The following is a 23310-nucleotide window of genomic DNA, read 5'->3' as shown; positions in this document are numbered from 1 at the left end:
TCCTGTTCTATGTTCAGACCGGCGCAGCAGCACCGGCAAAGGTTTCGCCGGGGCCAAGCCGAGCGTCGTCCGCGAGAATGGCTTGCGCCACACATTGCTTGTGGTGAGCGCGATCGCCCCATGCCGCATCGAGCACCCACGCGCGTTTCATGAAGATTTGCAGGTCCATCTCCCACGTGTAGCCCATCGCGCCGTGCACTTGAATACCCCGCTTCGCCGCCAGCCATGCCGCCTCGCCTGCCGCTAATCGGGCGTGGGAAACGTGCAGGGACGCCAACGGATCGTCGTTCGCCACGGCGTACGCCGCGCGCGATATCACTGGGCGGGCGAATTCCTGCTTGACGGCCACGTCTGCCAGATGATGTTTGACGGCCTGAAAGCTGCCGATCGCCTTGCCAAACTGCTTGCGCTGCGCGGTGTAGTCGATCGACAAATCGAGCATGCGTTGCGTGAGCCCGAGTAACTGGGCGGCACTGGCCAGCGCGCCCCGCAGCGCGACTTTGCGCCAGACAGCCGCAGCGGCCTTGGCGTCGAGGACGAGGGTCGACGCGCCGGGCATCCAGTCGACGCGAAACAACCGGCGCGACGGATCGACGCTGGCATTGAAACTCAACGCCACCCGCTCGCTGGGCACGGCGTGCAACTGGCCCTCGTGGTGGAGCAACAGCAACTGGGCAATATGGGCATCGGGCACCAGCGTCTGCTCAGGCGCCCCGATGGCAACGCGGGCCTCGCCCTGCGCGATGCGGGGCAGCCATTCCAACGCCAGCGGATGCTCCGCTGGCAGCTCACGCAGCACGCTCACGGCGAGATAAGCGGTATCGAGCAATGAGTCTTGCAACGCGTAGTAGCCCGCCTCATGGGCCATCAATACCCACTCGAGGTCGCCGCAGCCCATGCCGCCATGCGCCTCTGGCACCGAGAGTCCCGTCAGCCCCTGTTGCGCGAATTTCTGCCAGAGGGCTTCGCTTCTGCCGGTTTCGGTCTCCCACAACTCACGCGTGAGTTCCGGCGTGGCTTCGATCATGAAGAAGCTGCGCATCGTGTCGCGCAGCAGGCTTTGGTCTTCCGTGAAATTGAAATCCATCGTGCTTAACCCCGCGGCATGCCGAGCATGCGTTCGGCGATGATGTTGCGTTGAATCTCGTTGGTGCCCGCGTAAATCGGTCCGGCCTGCGCGAACAGAAAGCCGTCGAGCCAGTGCCCGACGTCTCCCGCGTCGGGCGCTTCGGGCAGCAATTCCGCAGCAGCGCCCAGAATGTGCATTGCCGTTTCGTGCATTTGCTGATCGAGTTCGGACCAGAATATCTTGTTCGTGCTGGCCTCCGCGCCGATCGACCCGCCGCGTTGAATCCGGCTCGCGGTGGCGTAAGTGGCAAGCGCGTACGCTTCGGCATCCATCCATGCCCGCACGACCGCGTCGCGCACAGCCGGGTCGCGATCGGCTTTCACACGGTTTTTGCGATAGAGGTTCACCAGTGCGTGTGCGGTGGCTTGGAAGCGGCCGGGGGAGCGCAGCATCAGACCGCGTTCGAAGCCCGCGGTCGCCATCGCCACATGCCAACCGGCACCCTCCTCGCTGATACGGTTCGCCACGGGCACCCGAACGTCGTCGAAGAACACTTCTGCGAAGCCCGCTTGTCCGTTCAACTGGCGGATCGGCCGAATCGTGACGCCGGGTGTCTGCAACGGCACCAGCAGGAACGTGAGACCGTGGTGACGCTGCGAGTCGGGGTCGCTGCGAAACAGGCCGAACAAACCATCAGCCCACACCGCGCGCGTCGACCAGATCTTCTGGCCATTGATGACGTACTCGTCGCCCACACGCGTCGCCTTGCAGCGAATAGCCGCCATATCGGACCCTGCATTCGGCTCCGACCAGCCTTGCGCCCAAACCGCTTCGCCGGAGGCAATACGCGGCAGAAAGCGCTGCTTTTGCTCCTCTGTGCCGAAGTCCATGAGCGTCGGGCCCAGCAGGAAAACGCCGTTCTGATTCACGCGCAGCGGCGCACCGGCGCGCCAGTACTCTTCCTCGAAGATCAGCCATTCGATCAGGTCGCAGCCGCGCCCGCCCAGTGCGACAGGCCACGTGACCATGCTCCAGCGCCCCGAGAATAGGGTGTGCTCCCACGCACGATGCTGGGCAAAGCCCTCGGGGGTGTCGTAGCTGGCCAGCGGCGTTTTCGGTACGTGCGTGGCGAGCCACTCGCGAATTTCGGCCCGGAAGGCCCGTTGTTTATCCGTATATCCAAGCTTCATGGTGATGTCGTATGAGTCGTGTCGTGTGTGGCGGGCAAGCTCAAAACGCCGCGCTTCGCTTCTCGACGAACGCCTGACGCGTTTCCGACGAGTCGGGGCTCATGTAGGCCTCCAGCGTGAAGCCCTGCTCCCAGCGGTACTTGTCCTCAAGGTTGCCGTCTTCGATGCCGTTGAGCGACTCCTTGGCCAGACGAATCATCGCGGGGCTCTTCTCTGCAATGACGCGCGCCATCTCCATGGCTGTCTCGCGCAATGCCTCACGCGGCACAACACGCTCGACCGCACCGAGCCGCCAAGCTTCTTGCGCGTCGATCGGCAGCCCGGTGAAGTACATATGACGCACCTTCTGCACCGGGAACAGTCGCTGCAAATGAGCACCACCGCCCATCGCGCCGCGGTCGACTTCCGGCACGCCGAACGTCGCACAGGTCGACGCGACCACGATGTCGGCCGCCCCCGCCATGCCGATTCCGCCGCCCAGTACGAAGCCATGAACGGCGGCGATTACCGGCACCGGATTGCGATGGATCGCGCGGAACGTCGCATAGTTGCCTGCGTTGACTTTGACGATGCGCTCGGGGTGTGCCGCCAGTTCCTTGATGTCCACGCCTGCGCAGAACCCACGGCCTTCCGAGCGAATCACGATCACGCGAACGTCGTCGCGAGTGCCGAGCGAGTCAATGGCGCTGGCGAGCGCCAGCCACGCGTCGCTGTCGAGCGCGTTGACCGGCGGCTGCTGGATCACGACTTCGGCAATGCCTTGTTCAATCGCCACGTTGAAAGCCGGAGAGTGTCCGGCGTTGCTTGCCTGATTCATGCGGGGACTCCCGTTTCGGTAAATTGACGCACCCCGTTCAGACGCTCGACGGCTGCGGTGACGATGTGCTGGATGATGGTTTCGCAGCTATCGAGCTGCGCGATGGCGGCAGCCGCCTGACCACTCGGTAAAACACCCTCGTCGGGGTGGCCCTCGACCATGGAGCGTTGAATCAGCATGGGCGCGTTCGCCGCCATGAGGGTCTGCGCCACGGCGGCGCCGTCTTCGCGCAGTGCACGCGACGCGACGCTCAACATCTGGCCGGTGCTCATGCCTGTGTGCTGTTGCCAACGGCGCGCACTCTGCAATGAGAGCCACACACGGCGCAGCGGGCTGGCTTGCTCCAGCCGCGAGAGAAAGTCGTTGTCGATCATGCGTTGCGGCAGTCCGTCCATCACGCTGGAGACGCGGATATGTGCCGGATCGCGCACAGCGACGTAACGGTCCAATGTCTGCGGCGGCACGGGCGATTCCTTCGACATGAGAAACCGCGTGCCCATCGCGATGCCGACGGCCCCAGCCGCGAGCGCCATTGCCAACCCCCGGCCATCGAAGAAGCCACCGGCCGCAACGACAGGCACCTTCACCGCGTCGAGCACCTGCGGCAACAGAATGCTGGTCGGCACGCTGCCCGTATGTCCGCCGCCTTCACTGCCCTGAATCGTGACGATGTCTGCGCCAAGTTCCACGGCCTTTACCGCGTGCTTGACGGCACCGACCGTCGGCATGCAGAGCACGCCTGCGTCCTTGAAGCGGCGAATGACGGCTTTGTCCGGCCCTCGGCCATAGCTCACGGCGCGCAAGCCATGTGCAATCGCCAAATCGATGACCTGTGCCGCGTTGGGCTGAAACATGTGAAAGTTGATGCCGAACGGACGCGTGGTCATCGACTTCACCTTAAGAATCTCGTCCTCCAACTGCGACGGCTCGATGGTCGCGCCCGCGAGGAAGGCAAAGCCCCCGGCGTTGCACGTGGCGGCAACCAGCCTCGCGTCGGCCACCCAGCCCATCGCGGTTTGCACGATCGGATAGCGGCAGCCCAGCAGATCGCAAAGCGGCGTATGAAGTGCGCTGGGCTGGCTCATGCGCGCCCCTCGGCTTCAGCGGCCTTTGCCTGCGAGACGTCGGCAACCCGGTCGACAGCCCCGTCGGCAACCCGGTCGCCAACCCCGTCGGCAGCGCCCTCGCCCGCACGTTGCGACGCCGCCATCGAACGGGCATCAAAGCCGCCAAGCCGGTTGCCCGTGATGAGTTCGTTGTGGGCGTGAGCAAAGTGATGCCATGCGAAGGCGGCGTCCATTGCGCTGCGTTTGCCTTGCAGATCTTCCACATGATTGATGGCCTGCTTCGTGAGCACGAGGCCCATGCGCGGCATCTTGGCGATGCGCTTGGCCATCTCATAGGTCGCGTCTTCGAGATCGGCGCGCGGCACCACGCGGTTGAGCATGCCCATCTCGTAGGCCCGTTGCGCATTCATCCGCTCGCCAAGGAACAAAAACTCCTTCGCGATGCGCGGGTTCAATTCGTAGGCGTGCGCGAAGTATTCGACGCCGGGGATGCCCATGCGCACGACCGGGTCGGCGAAGAAGGCATCGTCAGAGGCGACAATCAGATCGCACACCCAAGCGAGCATCAGGCCGCCCGCGATGCATGCCCCGTGCACCATCGCGATGGTCGGCTTGGGAATTTCGCGCCAGCGGCGGCACATGCCCAGGTAGACCTCTTGCTCGCGGGCATACAAGAATTCACCACCCGGCTTGTTGACGTGGTCGTACCACAGCGACGCGCGGGCGAAACTTTTGTCGACATCGCGCCCCGGCGTGCCGATATCGTGCCCAGCCGAGAAATGCTTGCCCGCCCCGCGCAGGACGATGACTTGCACCGAATCGTCATCGGCCGCACGACGAAACGCGGCGTCCAGCGCATACGTCATCTGCGAGTTCTGCGCGTTGTGATACTCGGGCCGGTTCATCGTCACGGTGGCCACCCCATGCGCGGCCTCGTACAACACCACCTCCTGGTCTTGCGTTTCCATGTCGTTTCTTGTGTCCGGTTGCGTAGAAGATCGGCTGGACGTGTCCAACCCGTGATGCCATTTTCATGACCGGCACAAGCCCGCACATCGTCCAATGGGACTAAACGAACACAGCGTTTTGCGATTTTTCGAGGGGATGGTGTTGCGCGCGACGGGAGGATTGCGAGGGGTGCCGGGACAGCTGCGCAGACCGCAGCCGCCCCGGGAGGGTGTTACGCGCTTAGGAAGCGACGCGCCGTGACTCCACGGGCCGCGTCGTTGCGTTATCCGGCAAAGCGACGCAGGCCGGGTCCACCGCTGCCAGTGCCAGTTTTCGCAGATCGCGCTTGAGCACTTTGCCCGACGCGTTGGTCGGATAGCTCGTCACGAAGTCGATATAACGCGGCACTTTGTAGTTCGCCATATTGGCTCGGCACCAGGCCTGCAATGTCTCGCCGTCCAGCGTCACACCGTGGCGCAGGATGATGTACGCCCGCCCCACTTCGCCCATGCGCTCGTCGGGCACGCCGACGACCGCCGCCTGCGCGACCGCCGGGTGCTCACAGATGTACTTCTCGATTTCGGCCGGGTAGCAGTTGAAACCCCCGACGATGAAGAGATCCTTGAGCCGGTCGGTCAGCTTCAGATACCCGCGTTCATCCAGATAACCGACGTCGCCCGTATGCAGCCAACCATCGCCGTCGATCGCCTCGCGCGTCGCAGCGTCATCGTCGTAATAACCCTGCATCACGTTGTAACCCCGGATCAGCACTTCACCCGGTTCGCCCGCCGGCAGGGCTTGACCCGCCGCATCGACGACACGGATTTCCACATCTTTGACGGCCCGCCCGGACGTGGTCGCCACCGTCTGCGCATCGTCGCCCGGCGAACTGAGCGTTGCCGTGCCGCAGCACTCGGTCAGCCCGTAGCCGGTCAACACGATGTCGAAGCCTAGCGCCTCGCGCATGCGGGCGATTAGCGAGGGGGCGATGGTCGACGCGCCGGTGATCGTGGCCCGCAGGCTGGACAGATCCGTTTTCGCCAGTTGCGGCGATGCCAACAAGCTGTAGAACACCGTCGGCGGCCCCGGAAGCACGCTGATGCGCTCGCGCTCGATACGCTCCAGGACACAATCGGCCTCGAAGATCTGCTGCGGAAACATCGTCAGGCCGATATAGACCGACACCAGCCAGCCGACCTTGTAGCCGAACGCATGGAAGAACGGGTTGACCATCAGATAGCGGTCGCCCTCGTGCAGCCCCATCTCGACGGCCCAGTCGTGAATCGAGCGCAGGTTCTGACCATGCGTGGTCATCACGCCCTTCGGGTTGCCGGTCGTGCCCGACGTGAACATGATGTCCGAGAGCATCGTGGGCGTGACGGCTTCGCTGCGTTGGCGGGCCGCGGCTTCGGAGACCGTGTCGCCGCTGGCCAGAAACGCCTCCCACGCCGATGCGGCGTCCCGCGCGGCAAAGCCGTCGAGTACCACGATCTTGCGCAGCGTTGCCGGGGTATGGCCGTCGAGCAGATCGGGATAGTACGTACCGAGAAAATCGCCCGCGACGAAGATCAGCGACGCGCGGCTCTTGCCGAGCATATAGCCGATCTCGGCGCCTTTCATGCGGGTGTTGGCGGGTACGAGTGCGGCCCCGGCCAAATGAATGCCGAGTGCGGCGATGATCCACGCAGCGCTGTTGGGCGCCCAGAGCGCCACGCGATCGCCGGCCTCGATGCCCTGTGCCATGAGAGCACGTGTGACGCGCAACGCCCGGCGTTCGAGTTCGGCATAATTGAGCGACATCCCGTCTTCGACGATGGCGATGTTCTCGGGACAACGTGCGACTGTCTGGGCCAGAACGCTCGGAATGGTGGGATTAACAGGCAGCATGGTCGTTATCGGGTGATAGGTATTAACGTTTGTCTTAACGTTTGCGGTCGTCAGGCGAGCGGTCTTCGACTTGTAGCCTGCCCGTCTGAGCGGACGGGTCGGTCAATGCCTCGACTTCGCGCATGGTTTGCAGGCTGCGCACGGAGAGTTGCTGGTAGACGCGTGTGCCATCGGATTTCCACGCCACCTCGTCGTCGGAGAGCCGACGCACGAATCGCGCGGGCGAACCGATGACGAGCGTGCGCGGTGCGACCACCATGCCGGTCTTCACGAAAGACCCCGCGCCGACCACGGCCGATTCGCCGACCTCAGCGTTGTCCATGATGATGGCGCCCATCCCGATCATCGCGTTTCGGCCGATGTGGCAGCCGTGCAGGATCGCACCGTGGCCCACATGGCCGTCCTCCTCGACGACGGTTTCCTTACCCGGGTAACCGTGCAGGATGCAACCGTCTTGAATGTTGGCCCCCGCGCAGATCCGGATTCGGCCGAAGTCGCCTCGCAAGCTCGCACCTGGGCCAACGTAGCAACGGGGGCCGACGACCACGCCGCCGATCAGCGTCGCGTGCGGGTGCACAAAAGCGGCAGGATCCACCACGGGGACTACGCCATCGATCTCAAAGACTCTCACCATGGTCCGGGTGTCTCCTGTTCTTTTGATAATGTCGGATCAGCTTACCCGAACGCCCGGCGGGTTGTCCTTGAGGACCTTGGCGCGCATGTTGTGCGGATCGAGGCGGCGAATGATCTCGAGCTGGACAGCCGTCGGCGCAGCCGTCACGCCCAGATGATCGGCGCGTACCAGCGGGAATCCGGTCGCCTCCTGCACCATGTCGAACGACACCCCCGGATGCAACGACACCACCCGGATAGCGTGATCGGGACCGTTGAAATCCATCACGCACAAATCCGTCACGATCAAGCGCAGCGACATCAGGTCACGACGCACGCCATCGGGCCAACGCGCCGGATTGAAGCCCACGCTCGCCACCATGTCCACTTCGCCCGCCACGAATACGCGCTTGCTGTGCGCGGGCACGAACATCGAGTTGGCATGATTCAGGCTGTTGCCGGGGAAACCGCGTGCCCCGAGCATCTGCACTTTGGGGCGCGCGAAGTCACCGAGGCAGGAGATATTGCCCTGCCCCCAACGGTCGATTTGCGTCGGGCCGACCATCGCATGACGCTTACCGCTCCATACGCAATCGAACACGCGCGAGTAAGGCATCCAACCCGAGGGGCGCGGCGTGTTTTCGCCACGCGGGCCAAGCGGCACCGGCGTTTCCACCAGACACGCCTCACCGTCGGTGAGCAGCACATCCGGGGCGTGAGTCAGTTTCGCGAGTCCCGCCGCCAGTCGCGGAATCGTGCCAATGCCGGAGGCGAGAATCTCGCCATCGCCCCGCCAAGCTTCGGCGGCGGCCACGATCAGCAATTCGGCCAGCGTAAATTCCGGGGTCGTCGTTTGGTTGTCGTTGGTCATCTTCGATGCGCTCCTGCCGTCAAATCGCTGCCTGCGGCAAGGCTTGGATAGCTTCCAGCCCGCCGACGCGTTGTTGGTAATCCGCTTCGCTGCCTTGCAGGAAGTTCGCGGTGTAGGCGTCCCAACCACCGGTCTCGGTCGCGCTGGCACAGTAGGCCTTCAAATGCCCCATGTCCCAACCGTATTGGGGGGCGCACGACGTCGGATGCGCGCCGCCCGGGGCATGCACGACACCCGTCACCCAGAATCGCTCGAAGCCATTGGCGCGCGGATCGCCCGTACGTGCCGGGTCGGCCAGATCGATGCGCGCCTCGAGTTCCTCGCAACTCACGAAGCAACGTTCGGCCGCGCGGGCAAAGCAGTCGTCGAAGAACGGATCGGGAGAATGGATTTGCGTGTTGCCGAGCCTGTCGGCCACATTCACGTGGAGCATGGCGACGTCGAGCGCAATGGCCGGCATGGCGAGCAACAGTTCGTTGTCGGGGTACGGCGAGCGAATCGTCTTGATGTGCGGGTTATGGGTGACGATGTCGGTCCCCAGGCCGACGCGCGTCGGCAGAAACGGCAGACGCATCCCGGCTGCCCGCAGCCCCCACTGCAACATGCCTTCGTCAAGCTCGGAGACTTCCACGGCACCCGCTTCGCGCGCCTTGCGGAAGTACGGCTCCAGCGGAATCGCGTCGAGCGACACGAAGCCGTACACCAGCCGCTTGACCTTGCCCGCCGCGCACAGCATGCCGACTTCCGGGCCGCCATACGTCACGACGGTCAGGTCGCGCACGTCCGAGCGCAGCAGCTCGCGCACCAGCGCCATCGGCTTGCGACGCGGCCCCCAGCCGCCCACGCCCACCGTCATGCCGCTTTGAATATGCGCTACCGCTTGCGCCGCCGTCATCAATTTGTCCATGTCCTCACTCCACAGAATGTCGCGATACCCGGGGCCAATGCTGTGCAACCGGGCTCGTCGATCGGTCGGGTCATTCTGGTGGCGACGAATTGCCGAAGCATCGTCCATTGGGACTAGTGAAGCGATACCCCGCAGCGGCCGGTTCGTTCGACGGATAGTCCAAACGTAGGATGCCCGGCCCGCAGGTACGCGCTACCTTGGCTGCGGCATCGACCCGCACGACAACGCCTCGCCCTTCCCGGCAGGCATCCACCGAATCGAAGGGCTAGGAAGGGCTATGAGCGACGGCAATCAGAGACAAGGACGCACGCTTGCCCCGGCAACGGCACTGGCACCAGTCACTACGGAGAAGCGAGGACGTGTTGCCGTTTTTCACGTGGCGCATCCCCCCGTGAACGCGTTCTCGCACGGTGTGCGCGCGGGATTGATGGCGGCGTTACAAGCGGCGCTTGCCGACAGCCACGTCGATGTGATGGTGATTGCCTGCGGTGGCCGCACGTTCATCGCCGGTGCCGATATCCGCGAGTTCGGTCGGCCGATGCTTCCGCCACTGGCGGGCGATGTGATCGAGTCCATCGCCGCCAGCCCCAAGCCCGTGGTCGCGGCGCTTCACGGCACGGCGCTCGGGGGCGGCTTCGAATTAGCGATGGCCTGCCAGTTTCGTGTGGCTGCCGTGACAACGCGCATCGGCCTTCCCGAAGTCAAGCTCGGCATCCTCCCCGGCTCGGGGGGCACGCAACGCTTGCCTCGCCTGATTGGCGTGCCTGCTGCGCTTCGCATGATCGTCACCGGGGAACCCATCGACGCGAATCGCGCGTTCGAACTTGGCGCGGTGGACGCCGTCGTGGAGGGGCATTTAATCGACGACGCGGTGCGATTTGCCGAGCAAGTGGTCGCGCGGGGTACGCCACCGAAGTTGCAAAACGACGCGCCTGTGGCATGCACCGACCCCGAGGTCTTTGAAAAGGCTGAGGCCGATGTTCGACGTGAACGGCCCGGCGTCGAAGCCCCGCTCGCTTGCATCCGCGCGGTGCGCTTTGCCTGCGAGATGCCGCTCGCCGACGGGCTGCGCGCGGAGTACGCGCTGTGCATGACGCTGATGAACTCGGCGCAGTCGCGCGCCTTGCGACATATCTTTGCTGCCGAGCGGCAGGCGATGAAAATCGACGGTCTGCCCAGCGACCCCGCCAGTTGGCCAGTCCGTCAGATCGCTAGCGTGGGCATTGTCGGCGAGGGAACGACTGCCAACGCCACTGCCGCCGCCATCATCAAGGCCGGTGTGCCGGTCATCCTGCTGGGACGGAACGACGCCATCACGGCCTTGCACGATTGCGACCTGGTGATCGAATCGATCGAGGACGAGCTTGAGCAGACTCAGGCGCTGTTCCGACGCTTTGACGCGATATGCAAACCCGGTGCCATGCTGGTGAGCGGCACGTCATCGTTGAATATTGAACGACTGGCGGACGCCACGGCGCGCCCGGCCAACGTTGCGGGCCTGCACGTCGTCACTCCCGCAAAGGGGAGACGACTCGTTGAAGTGATTCGCACTTCGGCGACTGACAAGGCCGTCGTCGCCACTCTCATGCAGTTTGCTAAACGACTAGGCAAAGCGCCCATCGTCAGTCGCGCGGGCGATGGCTCCATCGCGACTCGAATGCTGGCGGCAGCCACGAACGCGGAAATTTCAGCGCGAGCAAGTAGCCCCTATCGCGAGGTGAGCGACGAAGACATCCAGTCGCGTTGCCTGCTGGCCATCGTCAACGAGGGGAAACGCTTGCTCGACGAAGGTACTGCCGTGCGCGCCTCCGACATCGATGTCGCTGCGGTCTACGGCCTCGGGTTTCCGGCGCACCTCGGTGGCCCCATGTATCACGCCGATACCCTTAAACAAGGATGAGATGCTATGAACGAATCGCACGAACCGCTTTTCCCGTCGGGCACCGCCCTTGTCATCGGCGGTAGCGGCGGCATCGGGAGTACGATTTGCCGCGAACTCGCGCGCGCAGGCAGCGACGTGGCATTGACCTATCATCGAAACGAATCGCGCGCCGCCGTTGTGGCGCAAGACATTCGCGACATGGGACGCACGGCGAGCATCCACGCGATGTCGACACACGACGACGCGCAGGTGCGCTCGGTGATCGACGCCGTCGCCTCACAGGCTGGCCGCATTCACACGATTGTTTTTGCTGCCGCCGCCGTGACCGAGCAGGTTTACCTGTCGCAGATCGATCGTGCGCAATGGCAGCGTGCGCTGGACGAAGAAGTCACGGGCTTCTATAACGTGCTACAGGCCTCGCTGCCGCTGATGAAAGCGGCAGGCGGCGGCAGCTACGTGCATCTCGGGTCGGCGGGCGACGTGCGATGGGCGAATCGCGACGCGCTGTCGATCGTGCCCAAAGCGGCCATCGAAGCGATGGTGCGCGGCGTAGCTCGAGAAGAAGGTCGCTACGGTATCCGGGCCAACAGCGTGCTGGTCGGGGTCATCGAGGCTGGCATGTTTTTGGAATTGCGCCGTCAGGGGGTGTTCGACGACGCATGGATCGAGGCAACTTACCGGAATCAGGCGCTCAAGCGACTGGGCCGTCCGGAAGAAATTGCCCACTCGGTCGTGTTTCTCGCCTCGTCGAAGGCGGCGTTCGTGACGGGGCAACAGATCGCAGTCGCTGGCGGGTATGGGCTGTAGGCGGGAATTATCGGGACGATAGGCAGCACATACCGCGACAACAATCTTCAACATTCACTTTTGTTTGGAGCTTCACAGAATGAGTTCGAATCAGTCGTTTGCCGGTAAGGTCGTGCTTGTGACCGGCGGCGCCAAGGGCGTCGGGCGCGGCATTGCCGAGTGCTACCTCGCTGCGGGTGCCACCGTGCTGGTTTGCGGCCGCAATCTCCCCGAGACGCCGCTGCCGGAAGCTGAGGGCCGTAGTGCGGTCTTTCATGCGTGCGATGTCCGCGACCCGGAGGCCGTGATCGCCCTCTTCGCGCAAATCATGCAAGCCCACGGGCGGCTCGACGTGCTCGTCAACAATGCCGGTGGCACGCCGTTCGTCAAAGCCGCGCAAGCGTCGCCGAAGTTCCACGAATCGATTATTCGTCTGAACTTGCTGGCCCCCTTGCAGATGGCGCAGCAGGCCAACGACATCATGCAAAAGCAGGCCGAAGGGGGCGTTATCGTCTTTATCGGCAGCATTGGCGCAAGCCGTCCGCAGCCGGGCACGGCCGCCTATGGGGCCGCCAAGGCTGGCATTCTCAGTCTTACGCAGTCGCTGGCGGTCGAATGGGCGCCGCACGTGCGCGTGGTGTCGGTCAGCCCCGGTTACGTGAACACGGAGCAGTCGATCCAGCATTACGGCGACGAAGCGGGCATTGCCGCCGTCGCCAAGACCATCGCCTTGCAACGAATGGCGACACCGGCCGATATCGGCAATGCGTGCGTCTTCGTGAGCTCGCCGCAAGCGGCCTACGTCAGCGGGACCGATCTGCTGGTGCATGGTGGCGGCGAGCGGCCCGCGTTTCTCGATGCGGCCAACGTCAATAAGGATTGACCGGCTGGGCGAGCGCACCCGCCAATGCAAAAAGCCCATCGAAATTCGATGGGCTTTTTTGCTTTCGCAATGCGGTTACCCCAATTGAGCGACGCTGCTCAGCACCAGCCGGATCAACGTGGTCTGCCGGGTCACCCCGGTTTTGGAGAAGATGGAGCGCAGATGCGCACGCGCGGTGTTCTTGCGCACGTCGAGCTCGTCGGCGGCCTCTTCGAGATTCAGGCCATTGGCCAGCAGAATCGACAGTGCGGCTTCCGCAGGCGTGAGATCGAAGAGTTGTTGCAGGATATCTTGCGATGCCTGCGTCTTGCGCTCAGGGTCGCGAAGGAAGATCACCACCGCGGGCCGGCGCTTGCCTTCCGACCACTCGCTCAGCGCAACCGTGCGCAGCACCATGCCCAGCTTCGCTTTGCCCGACGGACGTGTGATCGAAATCGCCTCCGCCATGACCGGTCCGGCTTCCGACGGTACGGCGAGCGTCTTGCGCAGTAGCTTCTGGAACTCGCGCTCTTCGTGCGCGTACTCGATCTTGATAGTGCCTTGCGTCAGGCGAATGCCGTCGCGTTCCGCAAAAATCTCGTCGGCCACCGTGTTCGTGCTGACGATCGCGCCGGTTTCATCGAGAATCACCGTGCCCACCGCCATACGGTCGACCGCGCCCGCATAGAGCTTGCGCTCCGACTCCTTGACGTCGAGCAGCGAATGCATGTGCACCGCGAGCTTCAAGTGCGGCAGCAGCATTTCGCAAAACGCGCGATCGGTCTTCGTGAACGGTCCCGCCTCACGAGAACGGCACAGGCGGAAATGGCAATCCACGCCATCTAACGTGCGAAAGTCCGTTCCCAGCATATATTCCACGTCGGCCGGGGCGAGAAACTGCTTGTAGAATTCGCCGCGCTTGTACTCCGCCTCTTCCATCAACTCATCGAGCGACATGACCTGATCGAGCGGAAGTTTGACGAACGGGTCGAGCGCGTAGCCGTACTGGCTATACGCCACTGCCGCGCGGACCGGGCGGCCGGTTTTCGCCACTAAGATCAGTCCAGCCCGGTCGACCACTGGCGGGCGGACCATCAAGGTGACCCAATTCGCCGTGAGCAATTGGCCCACACGTTGAAGGGCGTCGTGCCACGGCACTTCGTCGAGCGCGCCCCGGTACACCAAATGGAGCAATTCGCTCATATCGTTCGGCGATAGTCCCGGCACCTGCCCGGGTATCGTTTCCTGCACTGCTGCCAGCATCAATTTGTCTCCTACCGCACCTTCGTCAAAAACATCGTCGTTCTTGTTTTTTCTGTTGTCGGAACGAGACCAGATCATACCTTGCAGCCCGCTAACCCGCGCCTGCATTGGCGCTCAGGGTTTTCACCAGCCAGCGCCGCAGCCTGCTATTGCGCCGCTGGCGCCGCGTCGAAGTAATACACGTTGACGTTGTCGACGACGCACGCCGGACGCGCTTCCCCTTCGATCTCGACGGTCATGCGCAGCGTAGCGCGAACGCCCTCGCCTAATGCCTCGGCCTTGACCAGTTCGCATTGCGCCCGCAACCGGCTGCCCACGCGCACCGGCGCGGGAAAGCGCAGACGGTCGGCACCGTAATTCACGCCCATGCGCAGGTTTTCGGTGAGGAGAATCTGCGGCAGAAAGTAGTTCGTGAGCGAAAGGGTCAAGTAGCCGTGTGCGACCGTCGTGCCAAATGGCCCCTGCGCAGCGCGCACCGGATCGACGTGAATCCATTGGTGATCGCCCGTTGCCTCGGCAAACAGGTCGATCCGGTGCTGATCGATCGTCACCCACTCGCTCACGCCAAGCATCATGCCAACGGACGCCAGCATCTGCGCCGCACTGCCGATAACGGTTGCCATACCCGCGAAATCTCCTGATATCTTGCTATTCACTTGTTTGCCTTAGCGCCCCTTTGACGCATCAGGCGCGTTGGCTGCTCGCCGAAATGACTTCGCCCACCAGATAGGACGCATAGTCGCTTGCGAGAAACACGACGATGTTGGCCATCTCCCACACCTCTGCCGGACGGCCGAAGGCCTCTTGCGACGAGAGCTTATCGAGCAGCGCTTCGTCCGCACTTTTCTTGAGGAAGTCGTGCATCGCGATGCTTGGCGCAATGGCGTTGATGCGAATGCCGTACGCGGCGGCCTCAAGGGCGCTGCAACGCGTAAGTGCCATCACGCCAGCCTTCGCCGCGGCGTAGTGCGCCTGTTCCTTTTGGGCACGCCAGCCGAGTACCGACGCATTATTCACGATGGCACCGCGCCCGCGCGGCTGCATCACGCGCAACATGGCGCGCGTCATCCGGAACGTGCCCGTGAGCGATACATCGATGACCTTCAGCCATTCGGCGTCGCTCATGTCCGTAATGGCGCGCTGACCACCGAGTCCGGCATTGTTGAACAGCACGTCAGTCCCGCCCAGCGCCGTCTCAGCCTGTGCCACCAGCGCGGTGACTTGATCCTCTTGCGTCACATCGCATACGACGCCATAGATGGCGCCAAGCCCCGTCTCTTCGCGCAGGCGTGCAACGGCTTCCTCCAGTCGACGCGGGTGAATATCGGAAATCATGAGCGCGCGACAACCTTCTTCGGCACAACGGCGCGCGGTGGCATAGCCGATACCGCCGCCCGCCGCAGCGGTGACAAGAACCGATTTGTCTTTGAGCAGGCCGTGACCGGCCGGGTATTGTGGAACTTGCGGAACAGTGTTGATCATGGCGGACATCGCAGGCGATTCCCCGGTTAAGCGCGCGCACGCGGTTCGCGGGGCATACCCAGCGCGCGTTCGGCGATGATGTTGAGTTGAATTTCGTTCGTCCCGGCGAAGATCGTGTCCGACGGGCTGAACAGGAAAATTTGTTGCAGGCGCGTGCGCGAAAAATCGTCGCTGACGATATCGCCATCGAGTCCGAGCACATCCATGGCGAGCTTGCCAAGATCGCGGTGCCAGTTCGACCAGTAGTACTTGGCGATGTAGCCCTCTCGCGCCAGACTGCCGTCGCCGCCGGCCGAGAGCGTGCGCAGCGTGTTGTAGTGCATGACCTTCAAGCCCATCCAGGCCTGCGCAATACGCTCGCGCAATGCCGGGCGGCGGTCTGCGCCGTTCGCGCGTGCGGCGTCGCAGATCAGTTGCAACTGATGCTCGAAGTGCATCTGTTGGCCAATCCACGACAACCCGCGCTCGAAGCCGAGCAGCCCCATGGCGACTTGCCAGCCCTCGCCCGGCACGCCGACCACGCAATCGGCTGCCGCAATGGCGCCGTCGAAAAACACTTCATTGAATTCGCTAGTGCCCGTCATCTGGCGAATCGGGCGAACCTCGATCCCCGGCTGGTCAAGCGGCATCAACAGGAAAATGAGTCCCTTGTGCCCCACAGAACCCGGCTCGCAACGCGCAAGCGCAAACACCCATTGCGATTCGTGGGCGAGCGATGTCCAGACTTTCTGGCCGTCGACAATCCAGTTGCCTGTGGCCTCATCGAGCCGGGCGCGCGTCTGCACATTCGCCAGATCGGAACCCGCGCCCGGTTCGGAATACCCCTGACACCAGTAGTCGGTGCCCGCGACGATGCCGGGCAGGAAGCGTTCGCGCTGCGCAGGCGTGCCGAACGCGATCAACGTCGGGCCGAGCAGCGTCTCGCCCAGATGCCCCATGCGCCCCGGGCCACCGGCGCGCGCGTATTCCTCGTGGAAGATGATTTGCTGCGCGACCGACAAGTCGCGACCGCCGTAGCTCGTGGGCCAGCCAACACATGTCCAGCCGCCTTCGGCCATGCGCTGCTCCCACGCTTTGCGCAACGCCGGAAACGCATCTTCATCGCCGGGACCGCCGCGATGACGCAGCACCTCGAACTCGCCCTGCAAGTTGGCCTGCATCCACTGCGCCACCTCGGCGCGAAACGCGTCGTCCTGCAAATTGCTCTCTCGCTTCATGTCGCTCTCCTGCTAACCCAGTAGCGCGCGCGCGACATGCTCGCGCTGCAACGACGCGTCGCCGAACCATTGACTGCCCGCCTGCGCACGCTTGAAGTACAGGTGCGGGTCGTATTCCCACGTAAAGCCCACGCCGCCGTGCAACTGGATCGCCTCGCGGGCACAGAAAACGAACGCGTCCGAGGCGAACGTTCTTGCGCAGGCGCTATCGAGCGTGAGCGCCTCGTCGTCGAGGCCACCCGCCGTGGCGTGGAACGCGCCGAATACGGCTGAGCGCGCGGCTTCGATGCGCACCATCATTTCCGCGCAACGATGCTTGACGGCTTGAAAGCTGGCGATGGTCCGACCGAATTGCTTGCGCTCGGCCACGTAGGCGAGCGTGAGGTCGAGACACTGCTGCGCACCGCCGACCTGCTCTGCGGCCAGCGCAAGACCCGCGAGGGCACGGGTGCGCAATAGCGCGCGAACGGCGGCGTCGCCTTGCGACAGACAGGCGCTCGCGTCGATCCGCAAGCCGCTCGCCCGCACCGCGGCGACACGGCGGGTGAGATCGAGATTGCGCAGTGGCGTACGGGTGAGGCCAGTCGGGTCGCCTTCAATGGCGAACAAACCAAGCGAGCCGTCCGGTAGGCGTGCGGGCAACAGCAGCAGTTCAGCGTGCGCGCCATCCGGCACGTGACGCCATTCACCCGATAGCCGGAATCCGCCCTCCACAGGCTCGGCCAAAACGCCGTGCGTCGCATCGGTGCCGTCGTCCAGCGCGAGCGTGGCAGAAAGCTCGCCGCTCGCAATGCGCGGCAGGAACCGTGTTGCCGCAGACTTTGCCGCACTGCCCGAGTCGACGGCTGCGGCTTCCTGTAGCAAGGTCGCGCCGAGGCACACGGTCGCAAAGAATGGCGAGCACAGCAGACGGCGACCCATTTGTTCGAGCAGCAACGCCAGTGCGACGCGCGACAAGCCTAGCCCGCCGTCGGACTCGGCAATCGCAATGCCGCACCAGCCGAGTTCCTGTGCGATACGCGCCCAGAGCGCCGGATCGAAACCGGTGTCGCTCTCCATGGCGGCGCGCACCGCCGCCGAGTCGCTGTGTTCGGCGAGGAAGTCCTGCGCCACGTCGCGAATCATGGCCTGCTCCTCGCTTAGCGAGAAGTCGATGAGTTCGGGCGAGGCGTTCATGCGCCGTACACCGGTTGCGCAGGCACGCCGCGCTCGATCAATGCGCGCACGACGTTACCCACTTCGCTGGGCTCCCAACGACTGCCCTTGTCTTGCATCGGGCCGGTACGCCAGCCATCGGCAATCGAAATCTGCCCGCCTGCGGCTTCAAAGATGCGGCCAGTGACATCGCGCGATTCAGCACTGCCCAGCCACACCACCAGCGATGCCACGTTGGCGGGATCCCAGTAATCGAAGCTGCCGTCTTCCGGCTTGCGAACACGTTCCGCCATGGCCGACTCGGTCATATGGGTGCGCGCAGCCGGGGCCAGCGCGTTGACGGTGATGCCATAGCGCTGCAACTCAGCGGCCTGCACCAACGTGAGCGCGGCGATACCGGCCTTGGCCGTTGCATAGTTGGACTGCCCGATCGAGCCTTGCAGTCCAGCGCCCGACGTCGTGTTGATAATGCGGGCGTCGATGGCCTGACCCGCCTTGGCCCGATCTCGCCAGTGGCGCGCGAGAAGGTTCGACAGACAAAAATGGCCGCGAAGGTGCACGCGCATCACTTCGTCCCAATCGTCTTCGGAAAGACTCACGAACATGCGGTCACGCAGATTGCCCGCATTGTTGACGAGGGCATGCACCTCCCCGAACGCGCTCACAGCGTCGTCGACGATGCGTTGCGCCGTTTCGAGTCGGGAAATGTCATGCGCGCTGGCAATGGCTCGACTGCCCTGCTCGACAATCGCGCTCACGACGTCCGCCGCTGCTTCGGCACGCACGTCGTTCACGACGACGTTCGCCCCCGCTTGCGCGAACGCCATCGCATACGCGCGGCCCAGTCCGCCCCCCGCCCCGGTGATGATGACGGTGCGTTGATCACAAATTCCCATAGTTCTCCTGCTCCTGCACGTTATCGGTAGGTTCTTGTTCGCCGCGATCAATTCAGGCGTTCGATGATCGTGACGTTGGCTTGTCCGCCACCCTCGCACATCGTCTGAAGCCCGTAACGGCCACCGGTGCGCTCCAGTTCATGCAGCAACGTGGTCATGAGCTTTGCGCCCGAGGCGCCCAGCGGATGCCCCAACGCGATGGCGCCGCCATTCACGTTGGTCTGCGCGTGCGGATAGCCCGTCTCTTTCAGCCACGCCATCACGACCGACGCGAAGGCTTCGTTGATTTCGACGAGATCGATGTCTGCGAGCGTCATGCCCGCTTTCTTCAACGCCGCCTCGGTCGCCGGGATCGGTGCGCGCAAGTGCCAGATCGGGTCGTCCGCGAGCACGCTCATGTGGTGAATGCGGGCGCGCGGCTTGAGGCCGTAGCGTTTTACCGCCGCCTCGGACGCGATCAGCAGCGCGGCGGCGGCATCGCACGTCTGGCTCGACACAGCCGCCGTAATGGACGGGTATTCCGGCATCACGGGTTCCAGCCCGGCCATCTTCGCCAGCGTGGTCTCGCGGGTGGTTTCATCCATTTCGAGGCCCGCCAGCGGGACCACCTCGCGGTTGAAATGCCCTTGCGCAATCGCATGGCGCGCCCGGCGATGGCTTTCCAGAGCGAACGCTTCCATGTCGGCGCGCGACAACTGCCAGTGGTCGGCGATGCGTTGCGCCGCGTAGAACTGATTCACCGGCTGATCGCCAAAGCGCTCACGCCAGCCGTGGCTCCCCGAGAAGGGATCGGAAAAGCCCAGCGGCTGCCCGGCCGTCATCGCGTAGGCAATGGGCACCATGCTCATGTTCTGCACGCCACCGGCGATCACGACGTCCTGTGTGCCGCTCATCACGGCTTGCGCCGCGAAGTGAAGTGCCTGCTGAGACGACCCGCAAGCGCGGTCGATGACCGTGCCCGGCACATGCATCGGCAGTCCAGCCGCGAGCCACGCCGTGCGACCGATGACACCAGCGTTGGGCCCGACCGCATCGACGCCGCCGAAAATCACGTCGTCGTAGTCGTCTGCGGGGATGGCGTTGCGTTCGACCAGCGAGCGCAGGACGTGTGCGCCGAGATCGGCCGGGTGTACGGCTGCCAGCCGGCCTGCGCGCTTGCCCGTGGGCGTGCGAAGCGCGTCGATGAGGTATGCGTCTGCCATGGTGTCCTTGTCTCCTCGATTGAGGTGCTGCGCGATTTACAGCGCTTGTTCGTGAATTCAGAATCGATTCTCGATTTCACGCCCGCACGCCGCATCGTCCATCAGGACTATGGAAGCGCCTCGATCAACTGGCTCAGTTGGCACTCGGGTAATCGGAGTAGCCTTGCGGCCCGGCCGTGTAGAGGGTGTGGCGATCAAAGCGAGCGAGTGCGGTGCCGCGCTGCAAACGTGCCACCAGATCCGGGTTCGCAATGAAATGGCGACCAAACGACACGGCTTGTCCAATGCCGTCGGCGATGGCCGTGCGGGCCGAATTGCCGTCGAAGCCATCGTTCACGATCACCGGGCCGTCAAAATGACGGCGCACCAGCGCGAAGGCGTCGAGCGCCGGTTGCGGCGAACGGCTCACGTGGACATACGCCAGTCCCAGCCCCCGGATCGCCGAGAGCAGCGCGCTGTAGGTCGCCTCGGGCGCCGGGTCATGCATGTCGTTGTACGGATTGCCGGGGCACAGACGCAGCCCCACGCGTGCGGCGCCAATGGCTTGACTCATGTGTTCAAGCACCTCCACCGTGAAGCGCACGCGGGCGTGCAGCCCACCCCCGTAGCCGTCATCGCGGCGATTGCTGCATTCCAGCAAGAACTGCATAGGCAGGTAGCCGCTGCTGGCATGAAGCTCAACGCCGTCGAAGCCCGCTGCGCGCGCGTTGAGGGCCGCCTGACGATACGCGTCAATGGTCGAGACGATCTCGGCTGCCGTCATGGCTTCCGGCGTATCCGTGTCGACCAATCCGGCCGCGTCCGTATAGATTTGCGCTTGGGCACGGATTGCCGATGGCGCGAGGGTGCGCGCACCCGACTTGTTGTGATGCGACGCGGCGCGCCCCACATGCATCAGCTGCATCACGATGCGTCCGTCTTGCGCGTGCACGGCGTCGGTCACGCGCCGCCATCCCGCCAGTTGTTGCGGCGTCACGATGCCCGGCGTGCGGCAATATCCTTTGCCGTTGAGACACGGATACGTGCCCTCCGTGACGATCAATCCTGCCGTGGCGCGCTGGCGATAGTAGTCGACATGCAAGTCGGTCGGCGCGTCATTCTCGTCGGCCCGGCTGCGCGTCATGGGGGCCATGACGATGCGGTTGGAAAGGGAAATCTCGCCCAGACTTACTGGCGAGAACAAATCGCTGCGCTCGGGCGACATGGCCAAGTTATTCACGGCTCGCCCCCTCGACAAAACTCACGCGAAGCTTAGGCGGCGCGCTGCCACGTCGCATCGTGGCGAGAAACTGGTTCAAAGGCGCGGGGGCGGCAACCGAAGGCAGCCCCTCGGGTTTCTCGGCCCAGAAGCTTTGCCACGACGGCCAAAGGTCGTGCCAGTGCCCGTCTTCGCGCGGGCGGTCCGGCCAACGTATCTTCTGATCGCCGATCGGTGGCTTGTTCAGATCGGTCGCGTACAGGTAGCACGGCAAGCGGCGTCGAAAGACCCACCGCCCGTCGATGCGCTCGTAGTCGTCCCAATAGAGCATTTGCATGATGACCCACTCGGGCCCGGTCTCGTGTTCGTTCTTCGAGTACACGACGCCACACGCGTGATCGGCGTCCTGAAACTCGATGATGTGACCGCCGATGTGATGCGATGTGACCGTGAATTGCTCGCGCAGCGTGCGATCGATCCAGCGTTTGAGCGCGGCACGCCCGGTCTTGCCTTCGCCGACTGCGACGTCGTGTGCAAACAGATTCACCCATGCGTCGAGGTCACGCATGTCGAGCGCCAGCGAGTACTTGGCGGCGAGCATGCGAATTTCCTCAATCGATTCGAGCCGGTCGATACGCCGGGCCAGTTGATCCATCTCCATCGGAGGGCTCCTGAGCAGAAGAGATTGATGCAGATGCGCCATGGCCCGCTCGCGCGGGCCACGGGGCTGACTGATTAGGACAATCTAGCGGGGCGTCGAATCAATGGCAGTCGAGCCGTTCGACCAAACCGTCTTCGCGCTTGATGTCCGGGCGCTTGACCATCGTGATGGCATCGGCTCCGACGAGGAAGTGGCTAAGCTGGGTCGCCGAGAGCGAACCGTTCACGCGGCCACGAATCGACGACGCATTCTTCTCGATCCACGACGTCAACGTCGCACCATCGAACGACTTGGTCGCTTCAACCGCAGCCTTGAGCACATAGACACCGTCGTAGGTCATGCTCACGACCTGCGCATTGAGCTTGTCGACATTCTTCGGATCAAACGCTTTGAGACGCGTCACGAACTTGCCGAACTCCGTCTGACCGACCGGATCTTTCGGGCAATACGTGTACGCCTTGAGCATCGTCGCGTAGATATCGCCTTGCTTGAACACGTCGGGGGTACTCGCACGAATGACCAGCGGCGCGCTGACACCGGCAACCATGCTCATCACTTTGGTGTTCCAGCCCAGATCCTGCATGGTGCGGAACACCACGCCCGAATCTTCGCCAGTGGTGCTGATTTGGAAAACGATATCCGGATTGCCTCGCTTGAGCGCGAGCACTTGTGCGGTCACGTCGGACGTGCGCGATTCGTGCTCTTGAACACCGGTGACTTTGACGCCGCGTGCGGCAAGCATGCGCTGGAAGATGGCCGTGCCTGCTTTGCCCTGTGCGCCGTTATCGGCAATGATCGCGGCGGTCTTCACCTTGAGTTGCTTCACTGCGAAGTCGATCATCGCTTCGCCCTGCGCTTCGATCGACGTCCACATGCTGAAGGTGTACGGCGCGACCTGCGGCGTGAGCGACGTGGACCCGGAGAGCGCCACGCTGGCCACGCGAGCCTGCGTCAGCACCGGAGCGATTGCCAGCGTGACCTGACTGATCGTCGGGCCCATCAACAATTGGACTTTCTCTTTGGAGACGAGCCGCTTCACTTCAGCGACGGCTTGCGTCGGATCGAACGCGTCGTCGCCGACGAACAGTTCGATCTGCCGCCCCAAGATGCCACCCGCCGCGTTGATCTCCTTGACGGCCATCTTGGTGCCGGTAAGGCTCGCGTAGCCCGTCGCCGCACCGGCCCCGGTAATCGAATAGATCGCCCCTAGCCGGACCGGCTCGGTGCCTTGCGCCCAGACGCCGCCCGCTGCAATGGCGGCGGCAAGCGCCAGCATGCCTGTGGCGGCATGACGGATCGCGCTCCTCGTGATTCTGCTCATGGTGTCTCCGTTTATCG

Annotated in this window: 22 protein-coding genes; 3 read left to right on the top strand and 19 right to left on the bottom strand. The window is 63.7% G+C overall.

The genetic code is table 11. From position 1 onward, the window contains the following. Positions 1-13 precede the first annotated feature (13 nt). The 9 genes from PPN31114_RS03790 to PPN31114_RS03750 all read right to left on the bottom strand — a co-directional run bounded on the left by PPN31114_RS03790 (position 14) and on the right by PPN31114_RS03750 (position 9368). Positions 14-1087 carry an acyl-CoA dehydrogenase family protein gene (locus tag PPN31114_RS03790; protein WP_150678137.1) on the bottom strand — a complete coding sequence of 358 codons (1074 nt, stop codon included), beginning with the start codon at positions 1085-1087 and terminating at the stop codon, positions 14-16. 5 nt (positions 1088-1092) lie between these two features. Beyond that, complete coding sequence (locus PPN31114_RS03785) at positions 1093-2259, bottom strand: acyl-CoA dehydrogenase family protein (RefSeq protein ID WP_150678136.1); 1167 nt, start codon at positions 2257-2259, stop codon at positions 1093-1095. A 40-nt stretch (positions 2260-2299) separates the two neighbouring features. Continuing rightward, positions 2300-3076: an enoyl-CoA hydratase family protein gene (locus PPN31114_RS03780; RefSeq protein ID WP_150678135.1), complete on the bottom strand. Its 777-nt coding sequence runs from the start codon at positions 3074-3076 to the stop codon at positions 2300-2302. After that, entirely contained in the window at positions 3073-4161 is a 1089-nt protein-coding gene (locus tag PPN31114_RS03775; RefSeq protein ID WP_150678134.1) for an NAD(P)H-dependent flavin oxidoreductase, read from the bottom strand. Before PPN31114_RS03775 ends, PPN31114_RS03780 begins: the two co-directional genes overlap by 4 nt. Beyond that, positions 4158-5111, bottom strand: a complete 954-nt coding sequence (locus PPN31114_RS03770; RefSeq protein WP_150678133.1) for an enoyl-CoA hydratase — start codon at positions 5109-5111, stop codon at positions 4158-4160. The genes PPN31114_RS03775 and PPN31114_RS03770 overlap by 4 nt, the downstream gene beginning before the upstream one ends. Positions 5112-5331: 220 nt before the next feature. Beyond that, complete coding sequence (locus PPN31114_RS03765) at positions 5332-6978, bottom strand: FadD3 family acyl-CoA ligase (protein WP_150678132.1); 1647 nt, start codon at positions 6976-6978, stop codon at positions 5332-5334. Positions 6979-7012: 34 nt separating this feature from the next. Continuing rightward, complete coding sequence (locus PPN31114_RS03760) at positions 7013-7612, bottom strand: acyltransferase (protein ID WP_150678131.1); 600 nt, start codon at positions 7610-7612, stop codon at positions 7013-7015. A gap of 36 nt (positions 7613-7648) precedes the next feature. Then, the gene (locus PPN31114_RS03755; protein WP_150678130.1) at positions 7649-8461 is read right to left on the bottom strand and encodes a CoA-transferase subunit beta; all 813 of its coding nucleotides are present in this window, start codon (positions 8459-8461) and stop codon (positions 7649-7651) included. A 19-nt stretch (positions 8462-8480) separates the two neighbouring features. After that, a complete protein-coding gene (locus PPN31114_RS03750; RefSeq protein ID WP_150678129.1) occupies positions 8481-9368 on the bottom strand; it encodes a CoA transferase subunit A in 888 nt (295 codons plus the stop codon). Between the two features lie 277 nt (positions 9369-9645). On the opposite strand from PPN31114_RS03750, the gene PPN31114_RS03745 reads away from it, so the two are divergent. The 3 genes from PPN31114_RS03745 (at position 9646) to PPN31114_RS03735 (ending at position 12919) form a co-directional block, all read left to right on the top strand. Further along, on the top strand, positions 9646-11268 hold the full coding sequence (locus PPN31114_RS03745) for an enoyl-CoA hydratase-related protein (RefSeq protein ID WP_150678128.1): 1623 nt from the start codon (positions 9646-9648) through the stop codon (positions 11266-11268). 6 nt (positions 11269-11274) lie between these two features. Next, positions 11275-12057: an SDR family NAD(P)-dependent oxidoreductase gene (locus PPN31114_RS03740; protein ID WP_150678127.1), complete on the top strand. Its 783-nt coding sequence runs from the start codon at positions 11275-11277 to the stop codon at positions 12055-12057. Positions 12058-12136: 79 nt separating this feature from the next. After that, positions 12137-12919: an SDR family oxidoreductase gene (locus tag PPN31114_RS03735; protein ID WP_150678126.1), complete on the top strand. Its 783-nt coding sequence runs from the start codon at positions 12137-12139 to the stop codon at positions 12917-12919. Between the two features lie 75 nt (positions 12920-12994). On the opposite strand, the gene PPN31114_RS03730 is transcribed toward PPN31114_RS03735, so the two are convergent. From PPN31114_RS03730 to PPN31114_RS03685, 10 genes are all read right to left on the bottom strand, one after another. Then, positions 12995-14161, bottom strand: coding sequence for a helix-turn-helix transcriptional regulator (locus PPN31114_RS03730; protein ID WP_150678125.1), 1167 nt, complete (start codon positions 14159-14161; stop codon positions 12995-12997). Positions 14162-14307: 146 nt separating this feature from the next. Further along, positions 14308-14784 carry a MaoC family dehydratase gene (locus PPN31114_RS03725; RefSeq protein WP_150678124.1) on the bottom strand — a complete coding sequence of 159 codons (477 nt, stop codon included), beginning with the start codon at positions 14782-14784 and terminating at the stop codon, positions 14308-14310. Between the two features lie 61 nt (positions 14785-14845). Then, the gene (locus PPN31114_RS03720; RefSeq protein ID WP_150678123.1) at positions 14846-15643 is read right to left on the bottom strand and encodes an SDR family oxidoreductase; all 798 of its coding nucleotides are present in this window, start codon (positions 15641-15643) and stop codon (positions 14846-14848) included. 26 nt (positions 15644-15669) lie between these two features. Then, the gene (locus tag PPN31114_RS03715) at positions 15670-16860 is read right to left on the bottom strand and encodes an acyl-CoA dehydrogenase family protein (RefSeq protein ID WP_150678122.1); all 1191 of its coding nucleotides are present in this window, start codon (positions 16858-16860) and stop codon (positions 15670-15672) included. Between the two features lie 12 nt (positions 16861-16872). Beyond that, positions 16873-18036, bottom strand: a complete 1164-nt coding sequence (locus PPN31114_RS03710) for an acyl-CoA dehydrogenase family protein (protein ID WP_246182387.1) — start codon at positions 18034-18036, stop codon at positions 16873-16875. Then, positions 18033-18911: an SDR family oxidoreductase gene (locus PPN31114_RS03705; protein WP_150678121.1), complete on the bottom strand. Its 879-nt coding sequence runs from the start codon at positions 18909-18911 to the stop codon at positions 18033-18035. Before PPN31114_RS03705 ends, PPN31114_RS03710 begins: the two co-directional genes overlap by 4 nt. 47 nt (positions 18912-18958) lie before the next feature. Further along, a complete protein-coding gene (locus PPN31114_RS03700; RefSeq protein WP_150678120.1) occupies positions 18959-20113 on the bottom strand; it encodes an acetyl-CoA C-acetyltransferase in 1155 nt (384 codons plus the stop codon). A gap of 133 nt (positions 20114-20246) precedes the next feature. Beyond that, positions 20247-21317, bottom strand: a complete 1071-nt coding sequence (locus PPN31114_RS03695) for an alkene reductase (protein ID WP_150679135.1) — start codon at positions 21315-21317, stop codon at positions 20247-20249. A 7-nt stretch (positions 21318-21324) separates the two neighbouring features. Next, on the bottom strand, positions 21325-21966 hold the full coding sequence (locus tag PPN31114_RS03690; protein WP_217426934.1) for a nuclear transport factor 2 family protein: 642 nt from the start codon (positions 21964-21966) through the stop codon (positions 21325-21327). A gap of 106 nt (positions 21967-22072) precedes the next feature. Further along, entirely contained in the window at positions 22073-23293 is a 1221-nt protein-coding gene (locus tag PPN31114_RS03685) for an ABC transporter substrate-binding protein (protein WP_174987645.1), read from the bottom strand. Between the last annotated feature and the right edge of the window lie 17 nt (positions 23294-23310).

It is taken from the genome of Pandoraea pneumonica, from assembly GCF_902459645.1.
Classification (GTDB): domain Bacteria; phylum Pseudomonadota; class Gammaproteobacteria; order Burkholderiales; family Burkholderiaceae; genus Pandoraea; species Pandoraea pneumonica.
Note: the sequence above shows the minus strand (reverse complement) of the source record. Positions and strands in the feature narration are given on the sequence as shown.